Here is a 16,959-nt window from a genome sequence, read left to right on the forward strand (position 1 = left end):
GCTTTCGCCTTTTTGTGGCCGGCGTGGGGCGCGGGGGCCCTCCGCGGGGGTAAGCTCGGGTGCCGTGAGCCTCGACGAAGCCTCTCGTCCCACGTTCCGAGCGCGGGTCGTTCCGCTGCGGGACGAGCGTCGCCTCGCGTGGGTCGTGGGGCTCTTGGGTGGCTTCGATGCGCTCTACGTGCTCGGCACCCGGGGGGTGCACGAGCTGCCCGAGCTCTTCGGCTCCCCGTATTGGACCGTGACGCTCGTGCTCGCGGCCTGGCTCGTCGCGCCGCTGCTCTCGTTTCGTCGGGCTCCGCAGGTGCACGAGCTTCGTGTCGCGGGGGGCGAGCTCCGCGTCGGCCGCGAGGCGCTCGCCCTTCATGGGCTCGTGGCGCGCGTCGCGAAGGTGCGTAGGGGCGTGAGCGTCGCTGTCGCGAGCGGGGTCCAAGGCATGTTCCTCGAGATGGAGCGCGAGGGAGACGCCCTACGGCTCCTCCGTGAGCTCGGGATCTCGGCCGAGCACGCGCGTTCGGCGCGACCCATGATGCCTCTGCCGGTGCACGGCGTGGGGCTCGCGAGGAGGCTCTCGGCGCTCGCGGGCCTCGCCGCTGCGGCTCTCTACGGGGTGTTCGTCGGCACGCTCGACCAAGGTTCTCTCAAGCCCTATTTCGCGATCCCGGCCCTCCTGTTGGGAGGGCTCGCGTGCCTCTTCTTCTTCGTCGAGCCCCACGTGTGCGACTACAGGAGGGTAGGGGACCCGTCGAAGCACCACGCGGGGAGCGCGAGGGCCGAAGCCCACTTCCACGTGCACGCGACCGACGTGTCACGACCCGAGGCGCCCACGACCGTCGACGCCGAGGCGACACCTCCGAGGCTCGCGGCGCTCGCGCGGGGGAACGAGCCTGTGGCCGCGTGGCTACGCCGGGTCGACGCGCTCGGCGAGGGGGCCGATGTGTACCGCGGGGCGACCTACACGGCCGACGAGCTCGCCGCGGTGGCGGCCGACGAGGGGGCGGATCCGAGCGCACGGGTGGGCGCGGCCCGTCTCTTGCGAAGACGTCATGGTCGGTCCGAGACCGAGGTCGTCGCGATGACGGGCGCGGCGCTCGAGCCGCGGGTGCGAGTGGCCGTGCTCTCCCCCGAGCGCGCCGCGGGAGAGCTCGAGCAAGCCGAGCCGCTGTTTGCGTTCGACGAGGAGCCGGACGGACCCGTTTCGGCCGAGAAGCGCTGGACGACGGGCCGACGACCCTTGGAAGTCCCTGACGAGGGACGGGAGTAGATCGACGGGCTGTCGAGCTCGACGTTCGGCCCAAGCACGCCTGGCGATGCGCCCATCTCCCTACATCCCGCACGCGCCTCCGAGGCACGTGCTTTCGCTGGTGCGCGGCGCCCGAGACCCGCTACGGTAAAACCGTGAAGAGGTCCGTCGAGGCCTCCCTTTGATCCCTTCGGTGAGGAGCACGCCGCATGAAGCGTTTCGTCGGGTTGGGCCTCGTGGTGTCGGTCTCGGTTGCGTTGGCCTCCTTCGCGTGTTCGTCGGATCCCACCGTCACGGACGACGCCGGAACGTCGCCCACGGGCACGGGGACGAGCACCTCGCAGCCCCCAGGTCCGGCATGTACGACCGACTCGGAGTGCGACGGCGGCACCTGCCAGAACGGCGCGTGCTCGAACGCCTCGCGCATCGACGGCAAGAAGAACGGCGACGAGACCGACGTCGACTGCGGCGGAAAGACGGCACCCCGCTGCGGCGCCGGAAAGGCGTGCCTCCAGCAGGCCGACTGCGACAGCCTCCCGTGCACGGGCGGCGTCTGCAAGAAGTCGAGCCCTGACGACGGCGTTCAGAACAACGATGAGACCGACGTCGACTGCGGCGGCCTCGCGGCCAAAAAATGCGAGGACGGAAAGACGTGCGCGAACGGCCGCGACTGCGCGAGCGGCGTGTGCCGTGCGTTCGTGTGCCGCGCGCCCACCATCACCGACGGCGTGAAGAACGGCGACGAGACCTACATCGACTGCGGCGGCACGCTCGCGCCGGCATGCAAAGCGGGCGAGTCGTGCGCGGTCGCCCGTGACTGCGAGAGCGGCGTCTGCAACCAGACCACCAAGGCGTGCGCGCCCGCCTACACGACCGACGGCGTGAAGAACGGCACCGAGACGGACATCGACTGCGGCGGTCCCTCGGCGCCCGTGTGCGCGGCCGGGAAGACCTGCGCCGTGGGCGGAGACTGCGACAGCGGCTTCTGTTCGCTCGACGGTGGCTCGCTCAAGTGCGAGCCCCGGAAGGCTGGCCGCAAAGACGGCGACGAGACGGACGTCGACTGCGGCGGCACGGTGGCGCCGAAATGCGCCGCCGAGAAGAGCTGCGCGGCCGATCGCGACTGCGCCTCGAACGCGTGCAGCAGCGCGAAGAAGTGCCTCGAAGGCCCGAGCTGCCGCCCCGTGCTCGGCGGACAGACGTGCGGCACGGGCGACGTAGGCGGCGCCGGCGTCGCTCACGAGAGCTGCTGCAAGAGCATCCAGGTGCCCGGCTACACGGACCCGCGCCAGCCTGGCAAGACCGTGTGGCTCGACAAGTACGAGATCACCTCGGGCCGCATGCGCGCGTTCGTCGCCGCGGTGCAGGCCGCGCAGGGCAGCCCCAACATCAAGGGCTACATGGCCGCGAACCGGCCCGCGCGCTGGGTGAACGGGTGGGAGAACGCGCTGCCGGCCACGGCCGAGGGCCAGACCGAGACGTTCACGGTCCAGAACCCCACGGTGGACCTGCTCTACCCCGGGCAAGACAAGTACCTCACGAACCGAACGCAGACGACGTGGTCGGTCGCGAGCGGCACCTTCAACTTCCGCCCCGGTCTCTACTTCTCGCTCATGACGCCGGGCGCGACGTTCTTCCCCGAGTACGTGACCCAGGCCGGCGTGGGCTGGCCCACGAACGACTACGCGGTCACCCACAACCAGAACTGCTCCACCACGGCCGGCTCGTACGGGTACGGCACGTACTACTTCCCCGACGCGGTGGCCATGCAGTACACTGGCGGGCGCCGCTTCTTCACGCAGGATCAGATGGACGTCAAGTCGATCAACTGCGTGTCGTTCGCCATGCTTACGGCGTTCTGCGCCTGGGACGGCGGCCAGCTCGCGACCCAAGAGGTGTGGGACACCGTCTCCGGCAACGGGTCGCGTCTCGGCGGTGCGCCCTCGTGCGCGAACGGGATCAACGCGGGCGCCGACGGCTCGAACCGCTGCGACGGCCTCCAGGGCCGCGCGCTCGTCTACTACTACCCGCCCGACGGCGGGAACACCTACGACGGCTCGGCGCGCATCGCGCCTCCGGGGCGCGTACCGGCGGACGAGGTGATCATGCCCGGCGCGGCCGAGGGCTGGCGCGACATGAAGGGCAACGTGATGGAGGCCGTGCTCCTGCCCGACAACACGTTCACGTACAAGGGCTATGGGCACGGCTGGAGCAGCGTCACGCACCACCGGAACCAGATCTCGACGCCGCGCATGATGGCCGGCGCGTTCGGTGCACGCTGCATGCGTTTCAAGTGAGGGGTGCGATCGAGCCGACTTTCGACTAAGCTCCACGGCGTGTCGGAGGAAGGCTCGTCCAAACCGCCCATGCCCACGGAGCCGCTGGGCGAGGCCGAAGAGCCCGTGTTCCCCTCGGAGGACGAGGTCACTGCGGAGTATCCCGTGGCGCCCTTCGTCGCCGCGTCCATGAATGGGGCTGCGGCTCCTCGCTCGCCCACGCCCACGCCGACGCCCGCACCTCCGCCCTCGGTCCACGACGACGAGCCCACGATCGAGCGTGTCGTTCCCGCGGCGGTGGCGGCGGCCCGTCGCGAGGACGAGTTTCGCACGGTGAACATCTCGTTCTCGGAGATCCTCGCGCGGATCGGTCCGAGGCACCTCGGTGGACCCGTGCCGCCCATTCGCGACGATCTCTACACTACCGAAGGCGGAGCGGCCGAGGCTCCTCCGCCGTCGACCACCGAGCTCGACGGCGAGTGGAACGACGACGGCGGCACCGAAGGGTGAGCGTGCGTTGAGGCTCCGTCTTCGAGGCCGCGCCGTCGAACGGGTATGGCTCCTCGCGCGGGCGACGACCTGGGCTCGAACGTGCGGGCGAGCGCTCGTTTTGGCGTCGTGTGTGTTGAGTGCGGCCGTGGTGTCGTGTGCGGGGCCGCAGCCGCCGTCGACGCCGGTCGCCGAGGTGATCGACGTGCCCCACGGGTGGTCGTACTGCGACCCGGGCGAGCGCGTGAACCTCTCGCGCGAGAACGCCGACGTGATCGAATCGGACGCGCTCCGCATGCGCACCCGGTCGCCGTACGACGTCATCGTGGTGCCGGGGTACACGCCCGACGACGCCAAGAAGCCGATGCCCGAGGTGCACCCGGTCGCCGCGGCCCGCCTCGACGAGGCCATCGCGCTCTACAAGGAAGGCAAGGCGGGCCTCGTGCTCGTCACGGGCGGCGCCGTGCGCCCCGAGGGGACGCCGTACACCGAGGCCCTCGTGATGAAGCGCTACCTGCTCGAGCATGGCATCTCCGAGGCAGCGATCGTGGTGGAGCCGTGCGCCCGTCACTCGACCACCAACCTGCGGAACGCCGGGCGGTTCATGCTGAAGTACCACCTCCGCACGGCCCTCGTCGTGACGAGCGCGGACCAGGCGTTCTACTTCGCGAACGGGCGCGTCTCGAGCTTCGAGCTCCGCTCGCGCACCGAGCTCGGGTACATGGTCGGCAGCCTCAAGAACCGCACGTCCACCTCGATCGAGTTCGCGCCGTCCGCCGCGGTCCTGCGCCGTGGCCCCGACCCGAGAGACCCTTGACCATGGGCCCGCCCTCGAGGACCGACTTGGGCCCTAGCAGCCCGTTGATTTTCTCCGCTCCCCCGTCGGGGACTTCCAAGGGTCGTCGGCCGCTCCCCCGTCGGGGACTTCCAAGGGTCGTCGCCGCCGCATCCCGACCGCCTTCGTTGCGATCCTGCGGTGCGTCCCCCGTCGGGGACTTCCAAGGGTCGTCCTCACCTACACAAGTAGGCTCCGGGCGCTCCTCGGATCGCGCCTCGACGGGTCGGGCGCGGACATCGAACGGCCTCGGTCCCCCGTCGGGGACTTCCAAGGGTCGTCCGAAAATCAACAGGCTGCTAGCGCGCGGCGCGCTCCGTTTGGCGCGAAGAAAAAGTGACGGCCTCTGGCACGCGCACCTTCCACGCAAGACGCGGATTTTGCATGCTTTTGGGGTGCACTGAACGCCCGGATAGGTCTCCTCAGGCAAGGCGCGTGCCGTCGTGCTTGACTTTGCCCCGGATGCCTGTCAGGTAGCGCGTCCCCACCTATCCTTAGCCTTGCCCAGAGGCCCCCGGAACGCGCACCGGGTGCCCTCCTTTTCTCTTCGAGTCGTGCCGCGAGCAGGAGCATTCGATGGCGAGCGTCATCCAGTCGAACTTCAGGATCCGAAAGAACCTCGGCAGCATCAGCCGGGTGATCGAGATCCCCAACCTCATCGACATTCAGAAGTCCTCGTACGACAAGTTTCTTCAAACCAACGTGCCGTCGAACGACCGCACCGAGGTCGGCCTCCAGGCCGTTTTCCGCAGTGTGTTCCCGATCAAGGACTTCAACGGCACGAGTGAGCTCGTGTTCGTGTCGTACAACTTGGAGAAGCCCAAGTACGACGTCGACGAGTGCCGCCAGCGCGGCATGACGTTCGCTGCCCCGATCAAGGTGACGACGCAGCTCATGATCTACGACTCGCGCGAAGGCGGCGAGCGTATCGTGCGCGACATCAAGGAGCAGGAGGTCTACTTCGGCGAGATCCCGCTGATGACCGACACCGGTACGTTCATCATCAACGGCACCGAACGCGTCGTCGTCAGCCAGCTGCACCGCAGCCCGGGCGTCTTCTTCGACCACGACAAGGGCAAGACGCACTCGAGCGGCAAGCTGCTCTACAGCGCCCGCGTCATCCCGTACCGCGGCTCGTGGCTCGACTTCGAGTTCGACCCGAAGGACATCATCTACGTCCGCATCGACCGCCGCCGCAAGATGCACGCGACGGTGCTCCTCCGCGCGCTCGGCTACAGCACGCAGGACCTGCTGAACTACTTCTACAACACCGAGACGGTGTACCTGGAGAAGGGCGGCAAGTACTCGAAGTCGGTCGAGTACGAGCTCATCGCCGGTCAGCGCTCCACGCGCGACATCAAGGTCGGCACCGAAGTCATCGTCAAGAAGAACACCAAGTTCACCAAGGCCGCGATCAAGAAGCTTCGCGACGCCAAGGTGGACCGTCTTCAGGTCGACCCCGAGGAGCTCACGGGCAAGGTGGCCGCGCACGACGTGGTCGATCGCGAGACCGGCGAGGTCATCCTCGAGGTCAACGAGGAGCTCTCGCCCGAGAAGCTCGAGCGCATCCGCGAGGCCGGCGTCGACGAGATGAAGATCCTCTTCATCGACGGCCTCAACGTGGGCGCGTACCTCCGCGACACGCTCCTCGCGGAGAAGGTCAAGACGACCGAAGACGCGATCATGGAGATCTACCGCCGTCTCCGCCCGGGTGATCCGCCGACGCTCGAGACCGCGAAGAGCCTCTTCCACAACCTGTTCTTCAACCCCGAGCGCTACGACCTCTCGAAGGTCGGCCGGCTCAAGTTGAACTACAAGTTCTACCGCGACCTCCCCGAGGAGCAGCGCCCGCCGATCGACACCCAGGTGCTCACGCCCCAGGACATCCTCGAGACGGTGCGTCACCTCATCGAGCTCAAGAACGGTCGTGGCTCGGTCGACGACATCGACCACCTCGGCAACCGCCGCGTCCGCGCGGTCGGCGAGCTCATGGAGAACCAGTACCGCATCGGTCTCGTCCGCATGGAGCGCGCCATCAAAGAGCGCATGAGCATGTCGCAAGAGATCGACACGCTCATGCCGCACGACCTCATCAACGCGAAGCCCGTGTCCGCGGTGGTGAAGGAGTACTTCGGCAGCTCGCAGCTCTCGCAGTTCATGGACCAGACGAACCCGCTCTCGGAGGTCACGCACAAGCGTCGCCTCTCGGCGCTCGGGCCCGGCGGTCTCACGCGCGAGCGCGCGGGCTTCGAGGTCCGCGACGTCCACCCGACGCACTACGGCCGCATCTGCCCGATCGAGACCCCTGAAGGTCCGAACATCGGCCTCATCGCGTCGCTGTCCACGTTCGCCCGCGTGAACGAGTACGGCTTCGTGGAGACGCCCTACCGCAAGGTCGAGGACGGCCACGTCACGCAGGAGCTCGGCTGGTACTCGGCGCTCGAAGAAGAGGGCAAGTACATCGCCCAGGCCTCGGCGCCGTTCGACGCCAAGGGCAAGTTCACCGAGGGTCTCGTGTCGGTGCGCCTCAACGGCGACTTCCACATGGTCACGCCCGACATGGTCCAGCTCATGGACGTGTCGCCGAACCAGATGGTGTCCGTCGCCGCCGCGCTCGTCCCGTTCCTCGAGCACGACGACGCGAACCGCGCGCTCATGGGCGCGAACATGCAGCGTCAGGCCGTGCCGCTCATCCGCTCCCACGCCCCCTATGTGGGTACGGGTATGGAAGGCCGCTTGGCGATGGACTCGGGCGTGTGCATCGTCGCGCGCCGTGACGGCATCGTCGACAGCGTCGACGCGTCGCGCATCGTCGTGCGCGCCGAGGGCGACAAGGCCGAGATCCCGGACATTTACTCGCTCACGAAGTTCCAGCGCTCGAACCAGTCGACCTGCTTCAACCAGAAGCCGGTGGTTCGTGCGGGCGAGCGCGTGAAGAAGGGCGACGTCCTCGCGGACGGTCCGTCTTGCGACATGGGCGAGCTCGCGCTCGGTCAGAACGTGGTCGTCGCGTTCATGCCGTGGCAGGGCTACAACTTCGAGGACTCGATCCTCATCTCCGAGCGCATCGCCAAGGACGACGTCTTCACCTCGATCCACATCGAGGAGTTCGAGTGCGTCGCCCGCGACACGAAGCTCGGAAAAGAAGAGGTCACCCGCGACATCCCGAACGTCGGCGAAGAGGCCCTGAAGGACCTCGACGAGAGCGGCATCGTCCGCATCGGCGCCGAGGTGAAGCCGGGCGACATCCTCGTCGGCAAGATCACTCCGAAGGGCGAGACCCAGCTCTCCCCCGAAGAGAAGCTCCTCCGCGCCATCTTCGGCGAGAAGGCGGGCGACGTCCGTGACAGCTCGCTCCGCGTCCCCCCGGGCGTCGGCGGCATCGTCATCAACGCGCGCATCTTCTCCCGCAAGGGCACCGACAAGGACGAGCGCGCCCAGGCGATCGAGGACTCGGAGAAGCAGCGCCTAGAGCGCATGCTCCGCGAAGAGGTGAAGATCCTCCGCGACAGCTTCTTCCGCCAGATCAAGAAGAAGCTCGTGAACGAGACGACGACGGGCAAGCTCGTCGACGACAAGGGCAAGGTCCTCCTCCAGAAGGGGCAGAAGCTCGACGAGGCCGCCCTCGACGAGGTTCCGCACAAGTACTGGGGCGAGCTCCCGGTGAACGACGCCGACGAGATCGGCGGCAAGCTCTCCGAGCTCGAGGAGATCATCCGCGTCCGCGAGGAGCACTTCCGCGACAAGATCGACCGCCTCTCGAAGGGCGACGAGCTCCCGCCCGGCGTCATCAAGATGGTGAAGGTCTACATCGCCATCAAGCGCAAGCTCCAGGTCGGCGACAAGATGGCCGGCCGTCACGGAAACAAGGGTGTCGTCTCCCGCATCATGGCGGAAGAGGACATGCCGTACCTCCAAGACGGTCGCCCGGTCGACGTCGTCCTGAACCCGCTCGGCGTCCCCTCGCGTATGAACGTGGGGCAGATCCTCGAGACGCACCTCGGCTGGGGCGCTCGCGTCCTCGGCTGGCAGCTCCAGCACATGCTCGAGTCGAAGTTCTCGCCCGAGAAGATCCGCGAGCACGTGCTCAAGATCTACGAGGGCGACAAGGCACTCCACTCGTTCCTGAGCAAGCTGTCGGACGACGAGATCCGCAAGGTCGCGGCCAAGCTCCGCGGCGGCGTGCAGTTCGCGAGCCCCGTCTTCGACGGCGCCCCCGAGCGCTCGATCAAGGACACGCTCTCGATCGCGGGCCTCTCGGAGTCGGGTCAGTCGATCCTCTTCGACGGCCGCACCGGCGAGGCGTTCGATCAAGAGGTGACCGTGGGCGTCATGTACGTCCTAAAGCTCCACCACTTGGTCGACGACAAGATCCACGCGCGCAGCATCGGGCCCTACTCGCTCGTCACGCAGCAGCCCCTCGGCGGTAAAGCCCAGTTTGGCGGCCAGCGTCTCGGCGAGATGGAGGTCTGGGCCATGGAAGCGTACGGCACCGCGTACGCGCTCCAGGAGTTCCTCACCGTCAAGAGCGACGATGTCATGGGACGTACGCGTATGTACGAGGCCATCGTCAAGGGCGAGCACACGCTCGAGCCGGGGCTCCCGGAGAGCTTCAACGTGCTCATCAAGGAGCTTCAGGCGCTCTGCTTGAACGTCGAGCTCCTCGAGCCCGGGCAGGTCAAGCCCCAGACGGACCACGCCGCGGAGGAGTGAGGCCCGCGGGAGCCGAGGGTCTTCGGGCCCTCCGCTCCCCACCTCGTTTTCCGTGCATCGTGCACCCATTCGACCGAGGTGTGGCGCTCCCGCGAGCGCCCCTCGCTCCCCCAAGTTCCAAGCTTCGATTCGAAACTAGAAAGGCATCTCCATGCGCGACATCTTCTCCTTCTTCGAGAAGCCCAAGGATCCGCTCTCGTTCAGCGCGATCCGTATCTCCCTCGCGTCGCCCGAAAAGATTCGTGAGTGGTCCCACGGCGAGGTCAAGAAGCCGGAGACCATCAACTACCGTACCTTCAAGCCCGAGCGTGACGGCCTGTTCTGCGCGAAGATCTTCGGGCCGGTGAAGGACTACGAGTGCAACTGCGGCAAGTACAAGCGCATGAAGCACCGTGGCATCGTCTGCGAGAAGTGCGGCGTCGAGGTCATCCAGTCGAAGGTCCGCCGCGAGCGCCTCGGCCACATCAACCTGGCCACGCCGGTCGCGCACATCTGGTTCCTGAAGAGCCTGCCGAGCCGCATCGGCAACATGCTCGACATCACGCTGAAGGACCTCGAGAAGGTCCTCTACTGCGAGGCGTACATCGTCATCGACCCGAAGGAGACCGGCCTCCAGCGCGGTGAGCTCCTCAGCGAGGACCGCTACATGCAGCTCCTCGACGAGTACGGCGACGACAAGTTCCACGCGGGCATGGGCGGCGAGGCGATCCTCGAGATGCTCAAGCAGATGGACGTGCACACCCTGTCGGAGGAGCTCCGCCAGGACATGCGCTCGGCCACGAGCGAGGCCAAGCGCAAGAAGGTCGTCAAGCGCCTCAAGGTTACCGAGGCCTTCCGCGAGTCGGGCAACCGCCCCGAGTGGATGATGCTCACGGTCATCCCGGTGCTCCCGCCGGACCTCCGCCCCCTCGTCCCCCTCGACGGCGGCCGCTTCGCGACGAGCGATCTCAACGATCTCTACCGCCGCGTCATCAACCGCAACAACCGCCTGAAGCGCCTCCTCGAGCTCAACGCTCCGGAGATCATCATCCGCAACGAGCGCCGCATGCTCCAAGAGGCGGTCGACGCCCTCTTCGACAACGGCCGCCGCGGCAAGACCATCACCGGCCCGAACAAGCGCCCCCTCAAGTCCCTCAGCGACATGCTCAAGGGCAAGCAGGGCCGCTTCCGCCAGAACCTCCTCGGCAAGCGCGTCGACTACTCGGGCCGCTCGGTCATCGTCGTCGGCCCGACGCTCAAGCTGCACCAGTGCGGTCTCCCGACCAAGATGGCGCTCGAGCTCTTCAAGCCGTTCATCTACAACAAGCTCGAAGAGCGCGGGTACGTCAACACCATCAAGTCTGCGAAGAAGATGGTGGAGAAGGAGCGCCCCGAGGTCTTCGACATCCTCGAAGAGGTCGTCAGCGAGCACCCGGTCCTCCTGAACCGCGCGCCGACGCTCCACCGCCTCGGCATCCAGGCGTTCGAGCCGGTCCTCATCGAGGGCAAGGCCATCCAGCTCCACCCGCTCGTCTGTGCGGCGTTCAACGCCGACTTCGACGGAGACCAGATGGCCGTGCACGTGCCGCTCTCGGTCGAGGCGCAGATGGAAGCGCGCGTGCTCATGATGAGCACGAACAACATCCTCTCGCCCGCGAACGGCAAGCCGATCATCAACCCGACGCAGGACATCGTCCTCGGGCTCTACTACGCGACCCGTGAGCGGAAGTACGCGAAGGGCTGCTACCGTGAAGGTGCGCTTACGGTCGACAAGGCCGGCAAGATCGAGGGTCACCTCCGCGGCGTCTTCTCGTCGCCCGAGGAGGTCCGCATGGCCTTCGACAACCAAGAGGTCACGATCCACACGCAGATCCGCGTGCGCGTGATCGACCCGGCGACGGGCAAGCGCATCAAGGTCAACACGACCGTCGGTCGCTGCCTCATCAGCGAGGTCCTCCCCGAGGGGCTCTCGTTCAGCCTCGTGAACAAGGCCCTCGACAAGAAGGCCCTCACGGCGCTCATCGACGCGTGCTACCGCAAGCACCGCAACAAGGCCACCGTGCTCCTCGCCGACCGGCTCCGTAGCCTCGGCTACGAGTACGCGACGAAGAGCGGCTCGTCGATCTGCATGGATCACATGGTGATCCCGGACGCGAAGAAGGTCCTCCTCGGCGAGGCGCAGGACGAGGTCCAGCGCGTCATCGACCAGTACCAAGAGGGCCTCATCACCGACGGCGAGCGCTACAACAAGATCGTCGATATCTGGGCCGGCGTCGCCGACAAGGTGACCTCGGAGATGATGCAGGTCATCGGCAAAGAGAAGATCAAGGATCCGGAGACCGGGACCGAGAGCGTCGAGCCCTCGTTCAACCCGATCTACATGATGGCCGACTCGGGCGCCCGTGGCTCGACCCAGCAGATCCGCCAGCTCGCCGCCATGCGCGGCCTCATGGCCAAGCCCTCCGGCGAGATCATCGAGCAGCCCATCACGGCGAACTTCCGCGAGGGTCTCTCGGTCCTCCAGTACTTCATCTCGACGCACGGCGCTCGTAAGGGCCTCGCCGACACGGCGCTCAAGACGGCGAACTCGGGTTACCTCACCCGCCGCCTCGTGGACGTCGCGCAGGACGCGGTCATCACCGAGTTCGACTGCGGCACGCTCGACGGCATCCGCGTCACGAAGCTCGAGGACGCCGGCGAGGTCATCCAGCCCCTCGGCGATCGCATCCTCGGCCGCGTCACGCTCGAGGACGTCATCGACCCGCTCACGGGCGAGGTGCTCGTCGCGGCGAACACCGAGCTCGACGAGGCCCTCGTCACCCGCATCGAAGAGGCGGGCATCGAGGAGGTCGTCATCCGCTCCGTGCTCACCTGCGTCACGCGCCGCGGCGTGTGCGCGAAGTGCTACGGGCGCGACCTCGCCCGTGGTTACAAGGTCAACATCGGCGAGGCGATCGGCATCATCGCCAGCCAGTCGATCGGCGAGCCGGGTACCCAGCTCACGATGCGTACGTTCCACATCGGTGGCGCGGCCGCGCGTGGCAAGATCGAGCAGTCGTCGCTCGAGGCGCGCAGCGAAGGCCACGTGGTCATCCGCAACGCGAACATCGCGACCAAGAAGGACGGCACCGTGAGCGTCATGAACCGCCACGGCGAGGTCGTCATCGTCGACGACTCGGGCCGCGAGCGCGAGCACCACCGCCTGGTCTACGGCGCGGTGCTCAAGGTCAAGGAGGGCGACAAGGTGAAGCCCGGCCAGCTCCTCGCGGAGTGGGACGCCTTCGCCATGCCGATCCTCACCGAGGTCGCCGGCGTCGTGAAGTTCGGCGACGTGGTCGAGGGCGTGACGATGGTCGAGCGCCTCGACGAGGTCACCGGCCTCTCGCGCAAGGTCATCATCGAGTCGCGCGCGGCGGACCTCCGCCCCCGCATCAGCATCAAGCACAAGGAGACGGGCGAGACGCTCAAGCTCCCGAACTCGACGCTCGAGGCGCGCTACCTCCTCCCGGTCGGCGCCAACATCGTCGTCCAGGACGGCGACATCATCGAGGCCGGCGAGGTCATCTCCAAGATCCCGCGCGAGACCACGAAGACGCAGGACATCACGGGCGGTCTCCCGCGCGTGGCCGAGCTCTTCGAGGCCCGGAAGCCCAAGGATCACGCGATCATCGCCGAGATCGACGGCGAGGTCTCCTTCGGCAAGGACACGAAGGGCAAGCGCAAGGTGCTCATCACCCCGTTCGCCCACGACGGCACGCAGCTCACGGATCAGGCGCGCGAGTACCTCATCCCCAAGGGCAAGCACGTGCAGGTGCAGCCGGGTGACCGCGTCCGCGCGGGCGAGCCGCTCATGGACGGCCCCGCGAACCCGCACGACATCTTGCGCGTGAAGGGCGAGAAGGAGCTGGCCGCGTTCCTCGTGAACGAGATCCAGCAGGTCTACCGCCTGCAAGGCGTCGCCATCAACGACAAGCACATCGAGGTCATCGTTCGTCAGATGCTCCGCCGCGTCCGCCTGAAGGACGTGGGCGACACGAGCTTCCTCGTCGACGAGCAGGTCGAGAAGCACGTGTTCGAGAAGGAGAACCAGCGGGTCATCGAGCGCGGCGGCAAGCCGGGCATCGCGGAGCCGCTCCTCCTCGGCATCACGAAGGCCTCGCTCTCCACCGAGTCGTTCATCTCGGCGTCGTCCTTCCAGGAGACCACCAAGGTCCTCACGGAAGCGGCGATCAACGGCAAGACCGACACGCTCCGCGGCCTCAAAGAGAACGTCATCATGGGGCGTCTCATCCCGGCCGGTACGGGCATCCCCGCGTACAAGGCGCTCAACCTCATCGTCGAAGGCGGCGAGACGTACGAGCGCCCTGCGCCTCCGCAGGCCCCGCGCGCCCCCGAGTCTCTCTCGGCGGTGAACGAGGAGTGACGAGCCGCACGGCCCAAGGGTCGTGACGACTGGCGAAGGCTCGGGACGACCTCCCGGGCCTTCTGCTTTTCGTGGGCACGACGAGGCCGCCCGAGGGTCGTGGCGCGGCGTGAGAGGGCCTCCGTGCGTCTCGGTGAACGTCGTCGGCGCCTCGCGTGCGCGAAGGCCAAGGCGCCTCGCGTGCGCGAAGGGCGAGCCGAGGAGCCCTCCTCTTCGTCCCTTCGCGCGGGTCGGGTGCCGTGGGGCGATGTGGGACGGCGCGTCGCCCTTACGGGCGTGAAAACCGTCCAGAATCGCCGAAAATCCGCGAAAATTGGCGGGTGCGTGTCTCCCTCACGGAGGTGTCGCAGGGACGAGGTGTAAGGCGTGCTCCGCTCTTTGGCGACCAAAACGACGGTTTACCGCAACGGCATGTGGACAGCCCTAAGGCACGCACTTAACGTTAGCGCTCGTGCTCCGTTCGAATGACGAGCTCTTAACCCGATGCGTTGGGGGATGTGTGGCCGAGGAGTTTGCCAAAAGCCGAGTCGTGTTGGTCGACGACGATCCGTCGCGCTCCGAGAGGACCTCGTCGGTCCTCGCCGCGGCCGGATACGAGGTCGTGGCCGAACGATCCGTCGAGCACATCGTGCGGCTCCTCGAGGACCCGAACCCCACGGTCGTGCTGTTCGACATCTCCTCTCCCGGAGCCGCCCGTAACATGAGCGAGCGCCACTCCGAGCTCGCGGACGCCATCGCCGATCGGTGGCCCATCGTGCTCTACGGCGACCGCACGGAGACGCCGCGCACCGAGCCTCCCGCCGGGCCCTACGACAGCCCCACGAGGGACGGCCTCCTCGATCTCATCGCGGGCCTCTTGCCCACGCCCTCGTTCGACGATCCACCCGCCGAGTCCGACCGGCCGACGAACCCCATCGCGATCGGCGCGCCCGGGAGCGCCCACCACATCTCGCTCCCTCCGGACTCGCTCCCGCGTTCGGTCCCGGCGAGCGGCGCGATGCCGAAGCTCTCACCGAGCCAAGGCGACTGGGAGCGTGTGCGCCTCTTGTTGATCGACGAGAGCGAGATGACCCTCGAGCTCATGCAGGAGCGCCTCGCGCACGAAGGGGCGGACGTGCGCATCGCCGTCGCTCTCGGCGAGGTCGACTCGATCGTGGCGAACTGGTCGCCCAACCTGGTCGTGGCCAACGTGAGGCGCGGGGACCTCGCGGGAGACGCCCTCTGCATGCGGCTCCGTCACGCGGTGGGCTCGCAAGAGCTCCGCATCTTGCTCTGCTCGACGCTCCCCGACGCCGAGCTGCGTGTGCTCGCGATGGCGGCGGGAGCCGATGGATACGTGTCGAAGAGCCGTGGCCTCGATAGCTTCGTCCGTGAGGTGGTCGAGATGGCCATGCGGCTCACGCCGCCGAACATGGCCTTGGGAAGGGCGCAAAAGGCATGACGACGATACCCTCCGTGAAACCGAGCCCGCTCCTGCGCGCCGAGGCCGATCTCCCCGACCGTCGGGTGACGTCGTACGCGACCGAGCTCGGCGAGTCGTCCGTGTTCCTCGTGAGCGACGTGCTCCCGTCCGTCGGCTCCGAGGTGACCATCCGGCTCTCTCTCGCCCGGGCCGTCGCGCCGATCCGCGTGAGCGGCGTCGTGTCGGAGGTGCGCCTCTCGAGTGGCCCGGGTGTCCCCTCCGGGTTCTGCGTACGCTTCGAGGCCGACGATGCGGCGCGTGACGCGCTCCGCAAGTTCGCGCAGCGCATCGCGGAGCCGCGTTCGTTCGCGAACTGCCCCGAGCTCTCCGTGCTGCTCGTCGAGGACAACCGCCTCATTCGCGACATGTTCTCCTACGCCGTCAACAAGTACTTCCGTGAGCGAAAGGGCTCGCTCCACCTCGACCAAGCGGACGACGCCGCGACGGCCGTAGAGAAGCTCGCCGAGCGCAGGTACGATCTCGTGATCGTGGACTACTACCTCCCGGCCCAAGACGGCGCGTCGTTCATCGCGAAGCTCCGCCAAGACCCGAAGAACTCGGAGGCCTCGGTGGTGGCGATCAGCGTGGGAGGGAGCGACGTTCGAGAGGCCACGCTCTCGGCGGGTGCGGATATCTTCTTGTCGAAGCCGCTCGTGCTTCGCGACCTCTTCCAGACCCTCGAGCTCTTGATGGCGCGGGAGGACCTCGGTGTCGCGTAAAATTCTCATCATCGACGATAGCCCCCTCATCCTCGAGCTCACGAAGAACGCGCTCACGGACGAGGGCTACGACGTCTCCGTAGCGACGACCCTCGACGAGTTCGAGGCGCTCCGCCAGTCGGAGCCGCCGGATCTCATCTTGGTCGACGTTCAAATGCCCGAGGCGTTCGGCGACGATCTCACGGCGCTCCTCCGCGGGGCCTACTCGGTGAGCGTGCCCATTTTCTTGCTCTCGAGCCTGAGCGACGAGGAGCTCGCGGCGCGGGCCGCGGCAGCCGACGCGACGGGCTTCATCTCGAAGCGAGCGGGGCTCGATCGCCTTGTGGCGCGTGTGCACGAAGCCGTCGGAGGAGCGAAGACGTGATAGCCGATTTGCAGCGCAAGTTCTTCCCGAGGTTCGCCAAGTCCGCGCGCGAGCGTGTGGCCCTGGGGATGCAAACGGCCAACGCCACGGAGGGAGACGGCGCGCTCCAGCTCGCGCGCCACATGCACTCGCTCGCGGGCGAGGCGGGGCTGCTCGGCCTCGGTGACCTCGTCGTGATCGCCCGCGCGGCCGAAGAGGCGGCGACTCAGCTCCACGCCGACGCCACGCAAGGGCGCCGCGAGGGCCTCTTGGCGGCCCTCGGTGAGCTCGAGAGCGCGATCGGGCGCATCGAGTCCTCGTTCGACTCGTCCAAGTGACCTAAGCTCTGGGAAGGGGAGCCACGAAAGGAGAATTTCGCATCGCGTCTAAGCAAGATGAATGTTCCACGCGCAGTTAGGGAGGTAGTGTGATGGACGAACCCCATAGAGCGACCCGTATTTATAAGCCTTTGCTCATGGT

The 16,959-nt window shown here is 67.2% G+C and carries 10 protein-coding genes; all 10 read left to right on the plus strand.

Translation table 11 applies throughout. The features are described from left to right. Positions 1 to 64: 64 nt before the first annotated feature. The 10 genes from IPK71_16215 to IPK71_16260 all read left to right on the plus strand — a co-directional run bounded on the left by IPK71_16215 (position 65) and on the right by IPK71_16260 (position 16,817). On the plus strand, positions 65 to 1,261 hold the full coding sequence (locus IPK71_16215) for a hypothetical protein (protein ID MBK8215285.1): 1,197 nt from the start codon (positions 65 to 67) through the stop codon (positions 1,259 to 1,261). 188 nt (positions 1,262 to 1,449) lie between these two features. Then, positions 1,450 to 3,537 carry a hypothetical protein gene (locus IPK71_16220; protein ID MBK8215286.1) on the plus strand — a complete coding sequence of 696 codons (2,088 nt, stop codon included), beginning with the start codon at positions 1,450 to 1,452 and terminating at the stop codon, positions 3,535 to 3,537. 39 nt (positions 3,538 to 3,576) lie between these two features. Then, positions 3,577 to 4,026, plus strand: a complete 450-nt coding sequence (locus IPK71_16225) for a hypothetical protein (protein ID MBK8215287.1) — start codon at positions 3,577 to 3,579, stop codon at positions 4,024 to 4,026. 112 nt (positions 4,027 to 4,138) lie between these two features. Further along, positions 4,139 to 4,822 carry a YdcF family protein gene (locus IPK71_16230; GenBank protein ID MBK8215288.1) on the plus strand — a complete coding sequence of 228 codons (684 nt, stop codon included), beginning with the start codon at positions 4,139 to 4,141 and terminating at the stop codon, positions 4,820 to 4,822. Positions 4,823 to 5,416: 594 nt separating this feature from the next. Continuing rightward, a complete protein-coding gene (gene rpoB, locus IPK71_16235; protein MBK8215289.1) occupies positions 5,417 to 9,553 on the plus strand; it encodes a DNA-directed RNA polymerase subunit beta in 4,137 nt (1,378 codons plus the stop codon). Between the two features lie 151 nt (positions 9,554 to 9,704). After that, positions 9,705 to 13,955 (plus strand): DNA-directed RNA polymerase subunit beta', encoded by a 4,251-nt coding sequence (gene rpoC, locus IPK71_16240; GenBank protein MBK8215290.1) that lies wholly within the window; start codon positions 9,705 to 9,707, stop codon positions 13,953 to 13,955. Between the two features lie 529 nt (positions 13,956 to 14,484). Then, positions 14,485 to 15,396 (plus strand): response regulator, encoded by a 912-nt coding sequence (locus IPK71_16245; GenBank protein ID MBK8215291.1) that lies wholly within the window; start codon positions 14,485 to 14,487, stop codon positions 15,394 to 15,396. Further along, on the plus strand, positions 15,393 to 16,136 hold the full coding sequence (locus tag IPK71_16250) for a response regulator (protein ID MBK8215292.1): 744 nt from the start codon (positions 15,393 to 15,395) through the stop codon (positions 16,134 to 16,136). The genes IPK71_16245 and IPK71_16250 overlap by 4 nt, the downstream gene beginning before the upstream one ends. Continuing rightward, on the plus strand, positions 16,126 to 16,500 hold the full coding sequence (locus tag IPK71_16255) for a response regulator (protein MBK8215293.1): 375 nt from the start codon (positions 16,126 to 16,128) through the stop codon (positions 16,498 to 16,500). Before IPK71_16250 ends, IPK71_16255 begins: the two co-directional genes overlap by 11 nt. Continuing rightward, the gene (locus tag IPK71_16260) at positions 16,497 to 16,817 is read left to right on the plus strand and encodes an Hpt domain-containing protein (GenBank protein MBK8215294.1); all 321 of its coding nucleotides are present in this window, start codon (positions 16,497 to 16,499) and stop codon (positions 16,815 to 16,817) included. The genes IPK71_16255 and IPK71_16260 overlap by 4 nt, the downstream gene beginning before the upstream one ends. The last annotated feature ends 142 nt before the right edge of the window (positions 16,818 to 16,959 follow it).

It is taken from the genome of Myxococcales bacterium (assembly GCA_016712525.1).
Taxonomy (GTDB): Bacteria; Myxococcota_A; Polyangia; order Polyangiales; family Polyangiaceae; genus JAAFHV01.